Source organism: Bdellovibrio sp. HCB209, from assembly GCF_047306065.1.
Taxonomy (GTDB): domain Bacteria; phylum Bdellovibrionota; class Bdellovibrionia; order Bdellovibrionales; family Bdellovibrionaceae; genus Bdellovibrio.
In genome coordinates, this window is record NZ_CP178618.1 from 3,100,795 (window position 1) to 3,118,966 (window position 18,172).

18 protein-coding genes are annotated in these 18,172 nt (G+C 44.4%); all 18 read right to left on the reverse strand.

Annotated features, from left to right (window positions below; genetic code table 11):
* Positions 1-8: 8 nt before the first annotated feature.
* The 18 genes from ACLVWP_RS15060 to metK all read right to left on the reverse strand — a co-directional run bounded on the left by ACLVWP_RS15060 (position 9) and on the right by metK (position 18,125).
* The gene (locus ACLVWP_RS15060) at positions 9-773 is read right to left on the reverse strand and encodes a pilus assembly protein PilP (protein WP_413558398.1); all 765 of its coding nucleotides are present in this window, start codon (positions 771-773) and stop codon (positions 9-11) included.
* Entirely contained in the window at positions 770-1,360 is a 591-nt protein-coding gene (locus ACLVWP_RS15065) for a type 4a pilus biogenesis protein PilO (RefSeq protein ID WP_413558400.1), read from the reverse strand. The genes ACLVWP_RS15060 and ACLVWP_RS15065 overlap by 4 nt, the downstream gene beginning before the upstream one ends.
* A complete protein-coding gene (locus ACLVWP_RS15070) occupies positions 1,357-1,971 on the reverse strand; it encodes a PilN domain-containing protein (RefSeq protein WP_413558402.1) in 615 nt (204 codons plus the stop codon). Before ACLVWP_RS15070 ends, ACLVWP_RS15065 begins: the two co-directional genes overlap by 4 nt.
* Positions 1,964-3,022, reverse strand: a complete 1,059-nt coding sequence (pilM, locus tag ACLVWP_RS15075) for a type IV pilus assembly protein PilM (protein ID WP_413558404.1) — start codon at positions 3,020-3,022, stop codon at positions 1,964-1,966. Before pilM ends, ACLVWP_RS15070 begins: the two co-directional genes overlap by 8 nt.
* A 127-nt stretch (positions 3,023-3,149) precedes the next feature.
* On the reverse strand, positions 3,150-3,932 hold the full coding sequence (locus tag ACLVWP_RS15080; RefSeq protein ID WP_413561585.1) for a prepilin peptidase: 783 nt from the start codon (positions 3,930-3,932) through the stop codon (positions 3,150-3,152).
* Between the two features lies 1 nt (position 3,933).
* Complete coding sequence (locus ACLVWP_RS15085) at positions 3,934-4,704, reverse strand: ABC transporter permease (RefSeq protein WP_413558406.1); 771 nt, start codon at positions 4,702-4,704, stop codon at positions 3,934-3,936.
* Positions 4,697-5,440 carry an ABC transporter ATP-binding protein gene (locus ACLVWP_RS15090; protein ID WP_413558407.1) on the reverse strand — a complete coding sequence of 248 codons (744 nt, stop codon included), beginning with the start codon at positions 5,438-5,440 and terminating at the stop codon, positions 4,697-4,699. Before ACLVWP_RS15090 ends, ACLVWP_RS15085 begins: the two co-directional genes overlap by 8 nt.
* A 6-nt stretch (positions 5,441-5,446) precedes the next feature.
* Positions 5,447-6,346 (reverse strand): phosphate/phosphite/phosphonate ABC transporter substrate-binding protein, encoded by a 900-nt coding sequence (gene phnD / locus ACLVWP_RS15095; protein WP_413558409.1) that lies wholly within the window; start codon positions 6,344-6,346, stop codon positions 5,447-5,449.
* Positions 6,343-9,537 carry a carbamoyl-phosphate synthase large subunit gene (gene carB / locus ACLVWP_RS15100; protein ID WP_413558410.1) on the reverse strand — a complete coding sequence of 1,065 codons (3,195 nt, stop codon included), beginning with the start codon at positions 9,535-9,537 and terminating at the stop codon, positions 6,343-6,345. Before carB ends, phnD begins: the two co-directional genes overlap by 4 nt.
* 82 nt (positions 9,538-9,619) lie before the next feature.
* Positions 9,620-10,267, reverse strand: a complete 648-nt coding sequence (locus ACLVWP_RS15105; protein WP_413558412.1) for a hypothetical protein — start codon at positions 10,265-10,267, stop codon at positions 9,620-9,622.
* Complete coding sequence (carA, locus tag ACLVWP_RS15110; protein WP_413558414.1) at positions 10,264-11,328, reverse strand: glutamine-hydrolyzing carbamoyl-phosphate synthase small subunit; 1,065 nt, start codon at positions 11,326-11,328, stop codon at positions 10,264-10,266. The genes ACLVWP_RS15105 and carA overlap by 4 nt, the downstream gene beginning before the upstream one ends.
* Positions 11,325-12,227: an aspartate carbamoyltransferase catalytic subunit gene (locus ACLVWP_RS15115; protein ID WP_413558416.1), complete on the reverse strand. Its 903-nt coding sequence runs from the start codon at positions 12,225-12,227 to the stop codon at positions 11,325-11,327. Before ACLVWP_RS15115 ends, carA begins: the two co-directional genes overlap by 4 nt.
* Before the next feature lie 35 nt (positions 12,228-12,262).
* Entirely contained in the window at positions 12,263-12,940 is a 678-nt protein-coding gene (gene lepB, locus ACLVWP_RS15120; protein ID WP_413558418.1) for a signal peptidase I, read from the reverse strand.
* Between the two features lie 58 nt (positions 12,941-12,998).
* Positions 12,999-13,430 carry a hypothetical protein gene (locus ACLVWP_RS15125; protein WP_413558419.1) on the reverse strand — a complete coding sequence of 144 codons (432 nt, stop codon included), beginning with the start codon at positions 13,428-13,430 and terminating at the stop codon, positions 12,999-13,001.
* Positions 13,431-13,560: 130 nt separating this feature from the next.
* Positions 13,561-14,274 carry a signal peptidase I gene (gene lepB / locus ACLVWP_RS15130; protein WP_413558421.1) on the reverse strand — a complete coding sequence of 238 codons (714 nt, stop codon included), beginning with the start codon at positions 14,272-14,274 and terminating at the stop codon, positions 13,561-13,563.
* A 3-nt stretch (positions 14,275-14,277) separates the two neighbouring features.
* Positions 14,278-15,075, reverse strand: a complete 798-nt coding sequence (gene lepB, locus ACLVWP_RS15135) for a signal peptidase I (RefSeq protein ID WP_413558422.1) — start codon at positions 15,073-15,075, stop codon at positions 14,278-14,280.
* 4 nt (positions 15,076-15,079) lie between these two features.
* The gene (lepA, locus tag ACLVWP_RS15140; RefSeq protein ID WP_413558423.1) at positions 15,080-16,879 is read right to left on the reverse strand and encodes a translation elongation factor 4; all 1,800 of its coding nucleotides are present in this window, start codon (positions 16,877-16,879) and stop codon (positions 15,080-15,082) included.
* A gap of 82 nt (positions 16,880-16,961) precedes the next feature.
* Entirely contained in the window at positions 16,962-18,125 is a 1,164-nt protein-coding gene (gene metK, locus ACLVWP_RS15145; protein WP_413558425.1) for a methionine adenosyltransferase, read from the reverse strand.
* Between the last annotated feature and the right edge of the window lie 47 nt (positions 18,126-18,172).

Below are 18,172 nucleotides of genomic sequence, written 5' to 3' on the forward strand. Positions count from 1 at the left end.
AAAGAGAATTATTTTTTAAACTCCATTACGCGAGTTTCTTTAATTGGTCTGTCTTCATCGTATTTTGTTTCTACGACAACGATTTCACCCTCGCGAATCGCCGAAATGTATCCTTCATTACGGCCCATTTTCGAATTTTTCGTGACTGTGAAAATACCACCATCTGGATCTCGCACCATTGCGCGTGGAGTTTTCACATCCCAAAGAATACCAATAATTTGCAAACGATCCAATTCCCAACGTTGCAAAGGCTCCAATTGGTCAGACGGCACTTCCTTACGCGGATTAATTCTGATAATTCGGTAAGGTTTAAATGGATCTCTCTTGCCGTTCGGATCATAGATATAATTGTCTTTTGCCAAAACATCAGAGATCGAGTTCACAGGAGCCGTCACTGCGTCACCCATTGGCATTGCATTCTCTGGTCCCGGCATTACCGGCGGTGCACCTTGAGGCGGCGGAGCCGGAATACTTGGAGGAGCCGTCTGTGTATTAGCAGCGCCTCCCGGGGGAGCAGATGGAACGGACTCTCCTGGCGGCGGAGGTGGTGGTGCTCCTCCCGGCTGAGCCTGATTCACTTCGTTCATAAATTCCGGAGGTAAATCACCATTATTCGGTCCTGGCGGAGATTGTGCTGCTGGTGGAGCTCCTGGAGGCGGAGGTTGCTCTTGAGAGTGAGCAGGCGCCATGAATTTGGTGCTGACTGCAAAAGCCAACCACAATCCCAACGCGGCAACCACAATGTAAGACATCATCCATCTTACAGATTTCACTGCTTAGTCTCCGTTTTTTCTTTTTCCGGTGCGAGCTTATAGCCCACAACTTGCCCATCGAACTTTAATTTTTTATTTGGATCCGCACCTTGCTCTTCAGAAATCGTAATATTTTTCACGCGCGCTAAACGCTCTGAAGAAGATACTAGGGACACGAACTGCGCAAGCTGTGCGTAAGTTCCCTCTAAAGTGATATCTACCGGAACTTCTTCAACCACTTCGCGCTTAATGTTTTCACCAGGGCGCTTCATTTTAACGTTTACATTTGCACCACGAGCAAAAGCATCAATGGCCTTATTGATATCAATCGAGAACAGCACCGTGGGAAGTCTTCTTGAAATTTCCTGGTATTGCTGACTCAGGCGCCCTAGTTTTTCACGCATTTCATTTACTTGTTTCAAAGTAGCGTCTGTGTCTTTCTTTTTTGCTTCCTGCTCTTGTACTTGCTGTTGCACAGATGCAATTTGCGCCTCGACCTGAGAGCCATCGTCATACAAAGTGAAATAGAAAATAGCTCCTAATAAAACTCCCAAACCAAGAGTTTTGCCGTAAGTATATCCAGAGAGAGTTTCAAAGAATTTATTCATTGTGCTCTCTCCAATACGGCGCTGATTTCAAATTTCTTTAAAATCATTCCATCTACTGTCGTTTCTGTAGAGCTTACAAGATTAACATCCATCAAGAACACACTCTTAGTTAAGGCTTCTAGGAACTGAGAAACTTCAAAGTCACTCATCCCGAGACCTTGGACGTTCATTCTATCTGGGTTCAGCGTCACGCGAGTCAGCCAAGCTTTCTCTGGAATAACTTGTTGTAAAAGATCGATCACGCGGATTTCACGAGAACGGTCTTTAGAAATTTTATCCAAAGCAGAAATACGAGCTTCGATGATCGCCTCGTCTTCTTTAAACTTCTTAATTTCCGCAACTGAATCGGCTTGCTTCGCATTGTAGGCCTCAAGCTCACCCAACGTAGCCTGAAGACTTCCAAGTCGGCCCTTCAATTGAGGAACATTTTGCTCTTGATACGCATACAAACCTAGAGCCGGAATCAATAAAACCACAAGGCGCTTTAGCGCCTCCTTACGGGCCTCATCGGAGATGATGATGTCTTCGCCACCTTCTCCTCCGCCACCGAACTGTGCACCGAGTGCTGCATTCGTTCCGACACTTTGAGACGCTAGATTAATTTTAATCACGTGCGTCTCCTTCCTCGCGAAGAGCCAAGCCCGTCACAACACCAGCAAAATTTTTGATTTGCGCTAGATATTCTGGAGAGAATTTTTTCGGATTAGCTTTAATTTTCGCAAACGGATTGAACGGCTCCATAGGAATGCCTGTTACACGGGAGATTGTTTCAATCAAACCCGATGTTTGAGAGCTTCCGCCTGTGTAGAAACAGCGATTCAAAGTAAGGCCATTCGTTGTGGCACTCAAGAAATCCAAGCTGCTGCGAATTTCTTCTGTAACAGCTTCATTTGTGGCGCTGATAACACTGTGAACATCGTCAGGAACGTCACGACGAGAAACGGCACTCAATTTCAAAGCCTCGGCTTCGCCTACTGTAACTCCCATGGCTTTGTGAATTTCATTTGTATAGTTCGCACCACCGACAGGAATATCACGACAGAAAATAATTTCGCCGTACTGAAGAACAACAAAGTTTGTGATGGAAGCACCAAAGTTTAAAAGACCGATGACTTCGCCTGGGAACTTGCCGTAATTCACTTCAAAAGAATTCGCTAATGCAAAACCGCTAACGTCCAAAACCGAACATTTCAGCGCGCTGAATTCAATAACCTGAGTGTACTGAGTCACTAGTTCGTTTTGTGCGGCAATCAACAGGATATCCATTGTGTCTGGGGTCGCACTGGTCGCTAAGATATGATGTGCAAGACTGATATTGTTGATATCAAAGGGAATATACTGTTCAGCTTCAAAACGAATTTGATCGCGAACAAGTTTTTTATCCATCTTAGGAATCGTGATCTTCTTAACGATGACCGCCGTTCCCCACATGGCTGTTGCGATATTTTTTCTTTTTGATTTTACTTCTGCGATTAAAGTTTGAATGGCAATACCGACAGACGCGATATCAACGATCTCACCACCTGAAACGGAGTTAGGAGGTGTTGGTGCAAAACCAAAGGAGAGCAACTGGGCTCCTTTGCCACTCACTTCCATTTCGGCTAACTTAATTGAACTCGTACCGATGTCGAGTCCGATAACTTTTCTAGATTTAAAAAACATTACTTAGCTGCTTCCCCAGTTGAACCACACCAATGTCTTTTTAAAGACTTACGTCTTTAGACGCAGGTCTAACATAGTAAATTATTTCTGCTCGTGAATGGAATGTCAAACCAGGGGTCCAGTGAAGCTAGTTCAATCCTGGTAGAAAAAGGTCTAGGTACCACAATGCTATGGTCTGGCCGCCAAAAAGATAAAAGATTGCGCCCAAAGCAAGATAAGGTCCGAACGGAATCACAGTCTTTAGTCCTGCTTTTTGCTTCCTTGCCGCTACGATACCCACAATGCTACCAACAATGGCTGATGACATAATGACGAAAGGAATAGCCTTCCAACCTAACAAGGCACCGATCCAAGCGAGCAATTTGATATCTCCCCCGCCCATGCCTTCTTGTTTCGTGAAAATCCAGTACAGGTAAGCCATACCCCACAAGAATCCGCCACCCATCAAAACACCGAATAATGAATCCAAAAACTCACGGTTTGGATTCAAGGCAGCTCCAACAAGTCCAATAACGATTCCCGAAAGAGTAAACTCATCCGGCAAAATCATGTGATCCAAATCAATAAATGTACAGATCACTAAGCCAAAAATGAAAAGAAGATATTCAAGAAGATCCCAAGACAAACCCACATAGTGGTAACTCAAGACAAACAAACCCGCCATGATGAGCTCAACCAGGGGGTATCGGAACGAAAACTTGGCTCTGCAATTACGGCATTTACCGCGCAAAATGAACCAGCTAAAAATAGGGATATTGTCATACCACTTCACTTGAGACTTGCAGCTGTAACAATAGCTGCGTGGCTTTACGATGCTTTCTTCGCGTGGCAAACGATAAATAACGACGTTCCCAAAGCTTCCAAATACGGCCCCAAGAACGAAGAAAATCGTGTAGTAAAATGCATCCACGCTAGACAATATCTTTTCTCCTGAAAGCAAAGTTGGTTAAAAGCACCAACAGAATAAACCATCCTGTCGTATGTGCAATCATCCATGTGACGTCTTTCAATGGCAAACCTTCTTGAAGGAAATAAGCTGATTTCCAGTTCATTCGGTAGAAGTTTGGAACAATCCAGTGAAGACCTTCGACTATCTTAATAAAGAGGTCTTCTTTGCTTTTCGAAGCAAAAAACGCCAAGTCACCCAACCAGTGAGCCAATAAGAAATAGACGATACCAGCGCTCAACGCCAATACAGGCCTTACTAGCAAACTGAACCACATCGCAAAAACAAGAATCACCGCGGCTTCAGCCCAAAGACTTAAGCAAATCTCAAAGAAGGAGAGCCACTGTTTGGAATCTCCCCACACTCCCAGTAGGAATGAAAGCACCACAGCCAAAAGAGATACTAAAAGAGTATTCAGAGCCATCACTCCAAACACCTTTCCCAAAATAAACTGATTGCGAGAAACAGGTCTTGAGAGAATCAGAAGACACGTCTGCTTTTCGACCTCTTTAGCTATAATATAGGATCCCGAGAATAGAGAGATCCCCAAAAGAGCGATTTGCACCGCTAAAAAACCAAAATCTGCTAAGATTTTTCTTTGTTCCGCAAAAGACAGAGCCCCTAAAAGAAAACTCAATGCAATCATCAAAACTGCAATCACAATCACAACGAAAAAGATCTTTTCGCGCAACATTTCCCGTAAAGTCGTGATCGCTAGAGTCCAAACCTTAGACATTTTTAGCCTCACGATTTTTTTGAACTTGGAAGGCCTTCTCAAGGCTTTGGAACTCTGACATAAATTCTGGCAATCCACCCTCGTAAAGGATCTTTCCCTTATTTACGACCACTAGGCGCGAGCAAAGTTCTTCCATATCCTGAAGCAAGTGGCTGCTGAAAAACAAAGTGGCTCCGCGCTTTTGCTCTTCACGTAAGATATCCTTAACCATCGCACGCCCATCGGGATCCAATCCCGACATGGGCTCATCCAAAATCAATAGATCTGGGCGAGTCAAAATGGCTTGAGCAATACCTGCCCGTTGCAACATACCTTTGGAGTATGTTCTTAAACGACGATCCTTAGCTTCGAATAAGTCGACTTTTTTGAGGGCTTCATGAGCACGCTCAACAAAGTCTTTGGTGGAGAGTCCGTAGCATAAGTTCCAATGAAGCTTTAAAAATTCCATGCCCGTTAGGAATTCATAGAGATACGGACGCTCTGGAAGATAACCGATACGAGTTTTGGAATTACTGTCTAAAGGAGATCCAAAGAAGTGGATTTTACCGCTATCAGGACGAATAAAATCAAAAAGACATTTAATTGTCGTGGTTTTACCAGCGCCATTGCTGCCCACAAACCCTGTCGTTTGACTTTCAGGAAGCTGAAAAGTGATATCCTTCAGCACTTGGCGGTCCTTTTCAAAAAGACCACCCTTAAATGTCTTATTCAAATTTTCTACATGAAGTACCGACATTGATGCTTACGGTTTAAGCTCAATATTCAAAGCTTTAACCATCTCCCTAACAGGATCATACTGTTTAGAAGTGGCTGGCATCAAGTCACGAGAACCTAAAATTTCAGAATAAGTGTTTTTACCCGACGTTTGCTCCAGAAGTTCGATAAGGGCAAACATCATATCGTGGGTGATTTTAGGATATTCGTCGTAGAAATCCTGACGAACACAGAATGGATCATTAGGAATCGGTTCACTCATCCAAATAACTCGGAACTTGTTTTTGGGGTCACCAAATTTTACCCATGCACCTTGCTTACCTTTTTCGTCGTCACTGAAAACTGCAGCAGCGTCAACTTCCTTGGCTTCGAGAGCCTTAATAGATGCTTGATGGTTACCAGTGAATTGAGACTTAAAGTTTTTTTCTTCAAGGTTCTTTTTATTCAAGGCCACCTTCGGATACAGGTAACCTGAGGAAGACTGCTCATCCACAAACGCAATCTTTTTGCCTTTTAGATCCTCAAGCTTTTTTACTTTTGACGATGCTGGAACAACAATCGCTGAGTAATAGTACGGTTCGTGCCAAACTTTTTTCAACAACACCTTTGCTTGAGCAGATTTTTCCGCAAGAACATAGGTTGATGATGAAAAGAACGCAAAATCCACTTTCTTGGATTTCATCGCATCTGCGAGTCCCGCGTAACTTTTCGAAACGTACATGTTCACCGGAACATTCAAACGCGTTTGAAGTGCTTGCGCTAAAGCTACACCCTGCTCTGCTTCCTTTTCCGGATTACCACCGGGAATGATCCCGATAGTAATCTGCTTCGGAGTCTTTTCCGCGGAAAAGGCCGGAGAAAAACAAAGAGTCGACATCACAAAGATGCCAATAGCTGCTTTAACGATCAAACGCGGAAATGAAATCAAAAGACCTCCATCGACGGCAGTGCCTCGACAGATGATGACTCATTTCTAGTATTTTTCAAAGCAAGAACGAAGGCCTCAGCGGCATCACTCTCTGTTAAGCATGGAATATTGTAGTCCGTACAAGCTCGACGAATGTCGAAGCTCGCCTCGATCGCACGACGACCTGACGTTGTATTGATAACGAAGGCCACCTCACCGGAGCGAATTTTGTCCACACAGTGCGGGCGCCCCTCATCGACTTTTTTGAGCGACAGACAGTTCACGCCTTTATCATTAAAGAAAGCCGCGGTTCCTGTTGTTGCAGAAACTCCGTAGCCCATGCGCTGAAGCTCTTTCACCAAAGGCAACATGGCGTCTTTGTCTTTATCACGCAGTGAGAAGAACACCTGACCCGTTTTCGGAAGTCTTATGTTACTTGAAAGGAAGGCCTTACAAAGAGCTTCGGAATAGTTTTTCCCGCGCCCCATGCTTTCGCCAGTTGATTTCATTTCAGGTCCCAAGATCGAATCTGACTCTGGAAATTTTTTAAATGGGAACACAACACCTTTAACTGAAACCGTGTCGGTTTTTCTCCACTTTAAATCACCCAGTTTCAATTCACTGGCTTTTTTACCCAACATTGCTGCCACACCCAAGTCAATCAACGGAATACCCGTTGCTTTGGCGACGAATGGGACAGAACGCGAGCTGCGTGGATTTGCTTCAAGCATGTAAACCACATCGTTTTTAACTGCCAACTGCAAATTCAGATGACCAATCACTCCGATACGATTTGCCAATTGAATACTTAACTGCTCGATACGGCTACATGTCTCATCTTTCAAGCGATGCGGTGGTAGTACGCCCATAGAGTCGCCAGAATGAACTCCGGCAGCTTCGATATGCTCAACCACACCACCGATCAATGTCCAATCAGTGCCGCGAACTAAATCCACGTCGACTTCCAGTGCACCGGCCAAGAATTGATCCATCATGCAAGGCTTCTCTGGGGAGATATAATCACCATGACGCTGGAAGTACGAAATCAACTCATCGCGATTCTCGATCACTTCCATACGACGTCCACCCAAGACATAACTTGGACGGCAGATCATGGGGTAGCCAACTTGTTTTTCATTCACCAAGGCCTCTTCCAAAGATCCCGACATGGCAGAGTTTGGAATTTCAAAATTAAGCTCACGGCAAATTTTCGTGAACAATCCACGGTCTTCGGCCAAATCAATTGTTTGTAAAGATGAACCCAACAGCGCGTAACCTGCGGCTACTAATTCTGGAGCAACGTTGATTGGAGTTTGTCCACCCAATTGAGCGACAAAACCACGTGGCTTCATGAAGCGCATGATTTCGATCAAGCTTTCAGATGTTAACGGCTCGAAGAACAACACATCTGAAGTATCGTAATCCGTCGACACAGTCTCTGGATTCGAGTTCACCATGATCACTTTCGTGCCATTTTTTCTAAAGGCTTTTACACCACGCACACAGCTGTAGTCGAATTCGATACCTTGGCCAATTCTGTTAGGACCGCTTCCGATGATCACAACAGCATCTTTAGCATTTACCACTGCTGACTCATGAGCCCAGTAAGTAGAATAAAAATAAGGCGTCGATGATTCAAATTCCCCAGCACAAGTGTCAACTTGTGAGTACTTAGGGAAAAGCTGATGCTTTTCACGAAGTGTCTGCATGAACTTAGCATTTTGACCGACCAAGGCCCCTAAGCGAGCATCCGTGAAGCCTTTGCGTTTTGCTGCCAACAACAGCTCGACGTTGCCTTCATTAAATTCTTTAGCAAATTTTCCTTCGAATTTAATCAAACCTTCGATTTGTTCCAAATAGTACGGAATAATTCCGGTCAGCTCTTGGATCTCTGCCACAGTTTTTCCATCACGGAATGCTTGGAAAAGATGGTAAATACGCATGCTGTTTGGATAAGAGATCTTACCCACTTCCATTTCAATTTCTGGAATCGCCTGAGGATGAGCCTCAAGACTTGCAAGAGCTTTCATCATCGACTCTTGCAAAGTTCTCCCGATCCCCATCACCTCACCAACGCTTTTCATTTGCGTCGTCAAAGAGTCTTTAGATCCTTGGAATTTCTCAAATGCAAAACGAGGAATTTTAGTTACGACATAATCCAGAGCGGGCTCGTAACATGATGGTGTTACTTTAGTGATGTCATTCTTGATTTCCTCAAGACTGTAGCCGATTGAAAGCAACGCTGCGATTTTTGCAATCGGGAATCCCGTGGCCTTACTTGCCAACGCAGAAGAACGACTCACACGTGGATTCATTTCGATCACAACACGTTCATGAGTTGTGGGGTGAACAGCAAATTGAATATTCGCGCCACCCGTTTGAATGCCCACCTCATTGATGATCTTACAAGCTTCGTCGCGCATCGCTTGGTATTGACGATCACTCAACGTTTGTTGAGGGGCAATTGTGATACTGTCGCCAGTATGCACTCCACAAGGATCTAAATTTTCAATGCTACAAACAACAACGAAGGAACCCTTGTAATCACGCATGACTTCAAGTTCATATTCCTTCCAGCCAAGAATACTTTCTTCAACTAGAACTTCTGATGTTGGACTTTCATGAAGAGCTCCTACGAGCATGCTTTTATATTCGTCAGGAGAATAAGCGATGCCGCCGCCTCCGCCGCCCAGCGTGTAATTTGGACGAAGAATCATTGGATAACCAAGATCATCCGCAATTTGCAATCCATGTTCAAAAGTTCTGACCAGATGACTTTTCGGATAACGTGCACCGATTTTATCCAACAAGCCCCTGAAGATCTCACGATCCTCTCCGGCTTTGATAACCTGCGGAGTTGCTCCTAAAAGCTGAACTTTATACTTTTGCAAAATACCTTTGCCATGAAGATCCAAAGCAAGATTCAAAGCCGTTTGGCCACCCAAAGTTGGGATCACTGCATCGGGGCGCTCTTTGTCGATAATCTTTTCAAGATATTCAACCTTCAAAGGCTCCACGTACACGCGAGTTGCGATCTCTGGATCTGTCATGATTGTTGCTGGATTTGAATTCACAAGAATGACTTCAAGTCCTTCTTGCATCAATGCTTTACATGCTTGAGTGCCGGAATAATCAAATTCACAGGCCTGGCCAATCACGATCGGTCCTGAACCAATAATCAAAACCTTTTTAATATCGGACTTACGTGGCACTCTTTCCCCCTTGGCTCTAAAACGTACTGCAAACTGCTCAAAAAAAACTCCGGCTTTACCGGAGTTATAAAAACAAAAATAATTAAATACCGAGTTTTCCCTCGTTGGAGTAGATCATCTCGGGCTTCACATGCTTATACTGCTCGAACTTGTATCTCATTTTAATCAAACGAAGCATCATCAAGTCAGGATCCAAATCAGGATCTTTGCGATGACGTTTTACTTCGCTCAAAATGAACTTCTTAGCACTTTCTGGATGGAAGCAAAAACCACGTGTGAAGATGTAAGACTCCCCATGAGGAATCAAACGCACTTCAAATAGTTCATCAGGATCAAATCCGAAGACATACGGAGATTCCTTAACCACCAATTTTTTGTTCGCCATAAGATCTTTGATGTAAACGTCGCCGTTTTTAATCTTGTTAAACTCAAAAATGGAATGACTGTGATTTTTCAAAACCTGGATTAACTGCATTTCTTCAGCAGTGAAACGCAGCTCACGAACCAAATGACAAGCATCCAGCGGAGTTTGGCCGAAACCTTTTAACTCGCGGGTAAAGAAGTACCAGTCATAAAACTGAGCCATACGAGATTCGAAGTGCTCTGAGTTTTCATCCAAGGTACCAGCGTTTTCAAAGAATTCCTTTTTGGCCATAGCCAATTCATCCTTGAAGGCCTCGCTGACAAAATGATTAAGAATTTTTTCGATTAACTTTTCGTATTCGTTCATATCATCCGCTCTACAAAATAACTAAACAGGCCGGAAGCTTCATGCGGGCCTGGGCAACTTTCAGGATGATATTGTATTCCCAAACACTTTCTTTTTTCACTATAAAAACCTGCCACAGTGCCATCATTTAGATTGGTATGCGTCACTTTGACATCATCAGGCAAAGTCGCTTGATCGACGGCATAGCCGTGGTTCTGGCTGGTCATGTAAATCTGATTCAAAATGTTGTCTTGAATAGGATGATTGCTGCCGCGATGACCGAACTTAAGCTTGTAAGTCTTGCCACCCAACGCCAATCCCAGGATTTGGTGTCCCATGCAGATACCGAAGATCGGTTTTACTCCCAAAAGCTCCTTCACAGTGCCAATCGCCACCTTCACGTCCGCTGGATCGCCAGGACCGTTAGTTAGCATGATACCATCTGGATTGTACTCCATGATTTCTTGGACAGAGCTGCGGCTGTTAAAGATCTTGATTTCAGAGCAACGGTTTTGCAACTCGCGCAGGATATTTTCTTTGCTACCGAAATCCAAAACCGCGACGCGCGGACCAACCATGTTGTCGCCTTTGCGGACTTCCGGTGCTGGACGAGACGCAAGATAAACCCAGTCTTTGTCCAAGGTCTTCTTTTTGTCGATTAAAGTTTGAGCCAAAGATTTTGCCTGAGCTTCATCTTGGGCTTGCACTAAAGCTCCCCAAGGAGTTCCGCCTTTACGCAGACGCAAAACCAAGTGGCGAGTATCAAGCTCCGTTAGCATTGGAATTTTATTGTCGAGCAAACGTTTCTTCCACGCTTGATCGCGTTCTGAATCCTGGATCTCAAGACAAATAAAGCCCTCAATCCAAAGCTGGCGTGATTCCCAAGCCTCATCTTCAATGCCGTAGTTACCTTGCATCGGAGCTGTCATCACAACGATTTGTGAAAAATAAGATGGATCTGTCGCGATTTCCTCGTAACCCGAGTGGGATGTATTAAAGACGACTTCTCCTGCACGGTTTTCACCGCCATGCCAAGCGCCTTGATAAACTTCGCCCGTTTCTAAAACAAGCCATCCCTTCATAATCCCCCCAAAACCTCGAGCAAAATCGCCTGACGAATCAGGACGCCATTGCTGACTTGATCCAAAACTCGGCAGCGAGAATCCTTCTGCAAAACTTCCGTATCCATCTCCGTCCCTTGATTGATAGGACCTGGATGCATGATTAGAGCCTTGTCAGAAAGACCTTTTAAATTCTCAACAGTAAAACCAAAATTTTTGCGGTAGTTCGCCAATGAATACTTCGTCACGTGACGTTCAAGCTGAACACGCAAAGCCATCGCCACAGTCGCCCACGCCAGACCTTCGCTGAAGTTTTTAAATACTTTTACGTCAAATCTCTCTGGCAAAAAGCCCTCAGGTCCGCAAAACGCCACTTCGTAATTTAACTTAGCTGCTAGCTCAACATGCGAAGCCGCCACACGACTGTGACGAGCATCCCCCACGATCAAAACTTTTTGGCCTTCTATTTTCCCGAGATGCTTACGAATTGTGTAAGCATCTAGCAGGGCTTGCGTCGGATGACCTTTTTTACCCCAACCCGCATTGATAACAGGCATTTGCAATTTTGTCGTAATGTCGTTGAAATCCAAATCATCACCAGAACGAATCACCACAAAGGCTGGCTTCATAGCCGCCACATTCAGAACCGTGTCCTCAAGAGTTTCGCCTTTTTCAAGACTGCTCCCCGATTTTCCGTCTAAGAGCATGGGATGCACACCGATCTGAGCGCATGCTGTTTCAAAGCTCATTCGCGTGCGCGTGCTGGCTTCGAAAAATAAAAGGGCTCCGGTTTTGCCGAAGCCCTTTGAAGGTATAAATGGATTCAATGCCAACTGATCTGCCGTTGAAAAAAGACGGTTGATTTTCTCTTTTTCAAGGCTAACTAAATCAATAATGGAGTGCTGAGTTCTAGATGACATCTAGAAGAACAGCCTAGAAGGCGAAGCGTTTCCTGTCAATGAACCGGAGAAAAAACTCTGTTCCAACGCACTGTAGGATAGCGATCTCCGCCCCATTTTTCCTGCCAATCCAACGAGAGCCAGATAAGGACGACTTTGCCTATGATTTGTGAAGTCGGAACAGTTCCCCAATAGCGCGAGTCGTCACTCGCATCTCTGTTATCGCCTAGAATAAAGACTTCATCGGGAGGAACTACGAGAGGACCAAAATCTTTGCTCTCAGAAGCTTTTTGGAAAATCACTCGCCAGGAGTGATCTTGGTATTTCTCTTCATAGATATCAAAAATCGCGGAGTTTGGATTGTCGTTACTAACATCAGCCACCTTCACATATTGAAGAGGCTCTTCATTGAGTAAAATACGACCATCTTTGATTTGAATGCGATCCCCCGGAAGACCTATCACACGCTTCACGTAAGATACGCCCGGTTGATTGGCATAGGTAAAAACAATCAGATCACCACGACTGGGAGAAACGATATCCAATTTTTTATCTGTAAATGGCAATTGAATGCCGTAGGAAATTCGCGAAGAAAATATGAAATCTCCAGGCTTCAATGTTGGCTGCATCGAACCTGTCGGAACTTTATAGGCAGTGATCAGATAGCTGCGCACGAAAAGCGCAAAAAAAACCGCGATCACTAGAGTTGTTAAGTATTCTCGCCAACGAGTCATGAAAAAATCTTAACTAACTTTTGCGATCGCGGATAGCTTTTTTGGAAAAGCGAAGAAACTAGTATTCGTCTTCGTATATTGGAGAAGGATTCGCTTCGTTGTTCTCCATGTAGATCACAGCGCGAGTATTATTCAAAGATGGGTGAAGAACTTGAACCAAGCAACCGCTGTTTTCATGACCTGGAGTCCAGATGATTTTACCTTCGAAAGCTTGAGTGAATTCTTTTTTAGTTGAGTCGTATGAGCTTTCTAGCAAGTTTGTTTTAATAACTTTACATTGAAAACCACCAGCTTGGTCTACAACTAGGAAGTTTGGAACGACAGTCGTGCTGCCAGTTACAACTACGCGCAAAGAGATTACGCCGTCTTGGTTAGAAGCAGCTACTGCCTCTACGTATGTGGATTTGTCTTCAAGGTTTGTATAGTTCGTGCTGTAAGCAAATGCGCTTACCGCTGTTAGCATCGCTACTGCGAAAGAAACCAATTTCATGGAAGTCTCCTTAGATTGTTAAAAGATGCTCGTTCTTAACACATATTAATGCTTTGCGTAATTTTACAAAGAACCCCATGTAAAAAAGAACGCCTGAATTAACAAACGTTAACAATCTAAGTATATGAAACTATTGGAGTGTTTTAAATAGACGCGACCAGCGCATTTGCGAAGGGTCACACATAAATGTCATGGTCGGAAGAGTGCTATCGCAGCTCAGCCAAATTGCCCAGGCTCGCCCGACAATGTAGTCGTGTTTTACATACCCCCAAACACGGGAATCACTGGATTGGTCACGATTGTCGCCCATGAAAAAGTACTGATCTTGGGGGATTTTAAAAACCTGCGGAGTTGTGTCGTCATCGAATTTGAAATCCATGAAGCGAATCACATGATTTTTAGAGTCTAAAGTTTCGTTGAAATAAGTGAAACCCTTGTCACCAGCTTTGGGATCCATCGCTTCCAACGGCAACTCTTGCCCGTTCAGAGAAATCTTACCGCTTTTGACAACAACTTCATCACCCGGAAGGCCAATCAGACGTTTGATATAATAGACATCAGGATTCTCGGGATACTTAAAGACAACGATGTCGCCACGCTGAGGTTGCGACCATTGAACGAGCCACTTATCACTGAATGGCACACGCAATCCGTAGGAGAATTTTTTTACTAAGATATGATCATGCACCAGCAAATTAGGAATCATACTGCCCGAGGGAATTACGAACGGCTCAAACAAAGCCCAGCGCACGCCCATCACCAGCAGAATAGGAAAAAGGAACGTTAGAATCGCCTGATCCCACGTTCCTTTTAAATTTTTCTCTGCTGATGTTTCTTGATTCATTTACTAGTTAACTGGATGGAAGAAGCGAGTCCAACGAATCGTCATTGGATTACACAACATCGGAAGAGCTGGAATAGTTTCTTCACAAGAAAGCCATACGAACATCGCACGACCCAAAATATTTTGCTTAGGCAAGAAGCTCCAAACACGGCTGTCCATGGAGTTCATGCGATTGTCACCCATAACAAACAAGTGATCTGCAGGAACCACAACCGGACCAAACGTTTCGTAGAAGTCACCCTTACGAAGAAGAATGGCGTGGTCTTTACCCTCGCCGCCCTCTTTGCTTGGCGGAAGTGCTTCAGTGAATTCAACGTAGTTAGATTTTGCATCGTTTACGTTACCGTCACGAGTGAAATCCGCATCACGCAACCAATTGAATTCGTCCTGATTTGCAGGAACTTTCTTTTCAACGGGTTTGTCATTGACGTACAAAGTGCCATTTTCATAATAGATCTTGTCGCCTGGCTCGCCCACGATACGCTTGATGAAGAATGTGCTCATATCACGAGGATACTTAAACACGATCACTTCGCCACGTTTTGGTTCGTTAAATTTTACCAACCAGCTTTCGCTGAATGGGACACGCAGACCGTAAGTCAGTTTGTTCACGAAAATATGATCGTGAATCAAAAGTGACGGCAACATCGAGCCTGATGGAATCACGTAAGCTTCAACAAAACCCCAACGGATAAACAACGCAATGAACACCGCTAGGAAAAGAGATCCCCAACCTTCTGTCCAAAAGTGTTTTGTTCTCCAGTCCCAAGGAACGGGTTTGTCTTGTTGGTCTTTTGCCATGATGCTAGTCCTCTACTTTCAAGATCGCTAAGAATGCTTCCTGAGGGACGTCGACAGAGCCGACCGCCTTCATACGCTTCTTACCTTCTTTTTGTTTCTCTAGAAGCTTACGTTTACGAGAGATGTCACCACCATAACATTTGGCAGTAACGTCTTTACGAATCGCCCCTTGAGTTTCACGAGCAATAATTTTCGATCCAATTGCAGCTTGGATATTAATTTGGAATTGCTGACGAGGGATGAGTTCTTTCATCTTCTCTGTCAACTTACGACCACGCGTGACCGCTTTTGATCTGTGAACGATCAATGACAAGGCATCAATCGGCTCAGAGTTGATCAAGATATCCAACTTCACCAAGTCAGCCTCTTCAAAGCCCAAGAATTCATATTCCAAAGATGCGTAACCTTTAGAAATAGATTTCAAACGGTCATAGAAATCCATAACCATTTCATTCATTGGAAGTTTGTATTCGATGATAACTTTTTTCTCGTTCACATATTCCATCTTAAGCTGAGCGCCGCGCTTGTCTTCGCAAAGCTTTAAGATTCCACCGATATATTCAGTCGGAGTATGCAACGTCACTTTCACATAAGGCTCTTCGAATTTTGCGATTGTCGACTCATCAGGCATGCCTGACGGATTTTCCAACATCAAAACTGTGCCGTCTGTTTTAGTGATTTGGTAAACAACCGTTGGCGCTGTCGTGATCAAATCAAGATTGAACTCACGCTCCAAACGTTCTTGAACGATCTCCATGTGCAGAAGGCCCAAGAAACCACAACGATAACCGAACCCAAGAGCCGCGGACTTTTCCACCTCGAATGACAATGAAGAGTCATTCAAGCAGAGCTTATCCAAAGCGTCCTTCAAGCTTTCGTATTCAGAAGCAACAACGGGGAAGATACCCGCAAATACCATCGGCTTGATTCTTTGGAAACCAGCCAAAGGCTCTGTTGCTGGATGTTTTGCACCTGTCACTGTATCACCGACTTTTACGTCACGGATATCTTTGATACCGCAGATGATAAAGCCCACTTCACCAGCCTCAAGAGTGTCTTGAGGAGCCGGGAATGGTTTGTATTTACCCATACGCAAAACTTCATAGTCACGATCTGTGGCCATGAATTTGATTCTGTCGCCTTTTTTAATTGTCCCGTCCATCATACGAACCAAGACGACAACGCCTTGATAAGCATCGAACCAAGAGTCAAAGATCAAACCACGAGGAGTGAGTGTTTTGTCTGCCTTTGGTGGCGGAACTTTTTCAACGATCGCTTCAAGAATATCAGTGATACCGATTTTCTCTTTCGCAGATGCATGAATGATACCTGTCGTATCCAAACCAACTGTGTCTTCGATTTGTCTTGCTACGCCCTCTGGGTCTGCAGATGGCAAATCGATTTTGTTTAAGACTGGAATGATCTCAAGATTATTCTCCATCGCGAGATAAACGTTCGCGAGAGTTTGTGCCTCAACCCCTTGTGCAGCATCGACCACCAGGATCGCACCCTCACAAGCTGCCAAAGAACGAGAAACTTCGTAAGAGAAGTCCACGTGCCCCGGAGTATCGATCAAGTTGATCTGATACATGTTGCCGTCTTTAGATTTAAAATCTAGGCAAACAGTTTGAGCCTTGATTGTGATCCCACGCTCACGCTCAAGTTCCATGTTGTCCAGAAACTGCTCTTTCTTTTCACGATCGGAAAGCGAGCCAGTTGCCGAAAGAAGACCATCCGCCAAAGTTGATTTGCCGTGGTCGATATGAGCGATAATTGCAAAGTTACGTATATACTTAGGATCCATTCGCGCCATTATATAAAAGAAGCGCCGAGTTGCTAGAGACAACTCGGCGCAATGATTAATAAATTTCGAAACTTAGAGAAGCTTACGCCAAACCTTTTACAGCAGCTTTTAGCTCTTCCACTTTGTTCAATTTTTCCCAAGTGAAAGCGTCTTCGTTACGGCCGAAGTGACCGTAAGCAGCTGTATTCGAATAGATTGGTCTCAAAAGATCCAAATCCTTCGTAATGCGAGCTGGACGCAAATCGAAGACCTGACGAACTGCTTTTTCAAGCACTTCTGGGCCTACTTTGCTTGTGCCGAAATCGTTTACAGAGATGGAAACTGGCTCAGCTACACCAATTGCATAAGCAACTTGCAGCAAGCAGCGATCTGCCAATCCCGCACCCACGATATTCTTCGCAATGTGACGAGCCGCGTAAGCCGCAGAACGATCCACTTTTGAAGGATCTTTACCAGAGAATGCGCCACCACCGTGGGCACCGTGACCACCGTACGTGTCCACGATAATTTTACGACCTGTCAAACCAGCATCACCCATTGGGCCACCCGTTACGAAACGGCCTGTTGGATTGATGTAGAATTTAGTTTTAGCGTCGATCCACTGAGCTGGGATTGATTTTTTGATCAACTCCTCAGTGATGAATTCTTTGATTGTTGCATTGGAAACGCTGTCAGCATGTTGAGTAGAAATAACAACTGCATCGATACGTTTAGCAATACCGTTTTCGTACTGAACTGTTACTTGGGATTTAGCATCCGGGCGCAACCAGTCCACTTTGTTAGCTTTACGGATTGTTGCCAAGTCTTTCACAAGCTTATGAGACATTGCGATCGAAAGAGGCATCAACTCAGGAGTTTCGTTAACGGCATAACCGAACATCAAACCTTGGTCACCAGCGCCTTGGTCGTCAGACAAAGTCTCTTTAACACCGACAGCGATGTCTGGAGATTGTTGGCCAACTGCAACCGTCACTGCGCAAGTTTTGTAATCAAAACCTTTATCAGAGTGGTCATAACCAATACGTTTAACAACATCACGAGCGATTTCTGAAAAGTTCACTTTTGCAGAAGTCGTGATTTCACCAGCAACAACGATCAAACCTGTTGTTAGCAAAGTCTCACAGGCAACACGACCCTTAGGATCTTGAGCCAAGATAGCGTCCAGAACACCATCTGAGATTTGATCGGCCATTTTATCCGGATGGCCTTCAGAAACAGATTCACTCGTAAAAAGATAGTTTTTCACTACTTGTTTTCCTTCATAGCGGAAGAGTCACACCCTAACCGGGGCAG

Coding starts and splice junctions, on each gene's coding strand:
- lepA (WP_413558423.1), bottom strand. CDS start 16,879: ATGGATCCTAAGTATATACGTAACTTTGCAATTATCGCTCATATCGAC.
- ACLVWP_RS15065 (WP_413558400.1), bottom strand. CDS start 1,360: ATGAATAAATTCTTTGAAACTCTCTCTGGATATACTTACGGCAAAACT.
- ACLVWP_RS15125 (WP_413558419.1), bottom strand. CDS start 13,430: ATGAAATTGGTTTCTTTCGCAGTAGCGATGCTAACAGCGGTAAGCGCA.
- ACLVWP_RS15090 (WP_413558407.1), bottom strand. CDS start 5,440: ATGTCGGTACTTCATGTAGAAAATTTGAATAAGACATTTAAGGGTGGT.
- ACLVWP_RS15105 (WP_413558412.1), bottom strand. CDS start 10,267: ATGAACGAATACGAAAAGTTAATCGAAAAAATTCTTAATCATTTTGTC.
- ACLVWP_RS15085 (WP_413558406.1), bottom strand. CDS start 4,704: ATGTCTAAGGTTTGGACTCTAGCGATCACGACTTTACGGGAAATGTTG.
- lepB (WP_413558422.1), bottom strand. CDS start 15,075: ATGGCAAAAGACCAACAAGACAAACCCGTTCCTTGGGACTGGAGAACA.
- lepB (WP_413558418.1), bottom strand. CDS start 12,940: ATGACTCGTTGGCGAGAATACTTAACAACTCTAGTGATCGCGGTTTTT.
- ACLVWP_RS15115 (WP_413558416.1), bottom strand. CDS start 12,227: ATGTCATCTAGAACTCAGCACTCCATTATTGATTTAGTTAGCCTTGAA.
- lepB (WP_413558421.1), bottom strand. CDS start 14,274: ATGAATCAAGAAACATCAGCAGAGAAAAATTTAAAAGGAACGTGGGAT.
- carA (WP_413558414.1), bottom strand. CDS start 11,328: ATGAAGGGATGGCTTGTTTTAGAAACGGGCGAAGTTTATCAAGGCGCT.
- pilM (WP_413558404.1), bottom strand. CDS start 3,022: ATGTTTTTTAAATCTAGAAAAGTTATCGGACTCGACATCGGTACGAGT.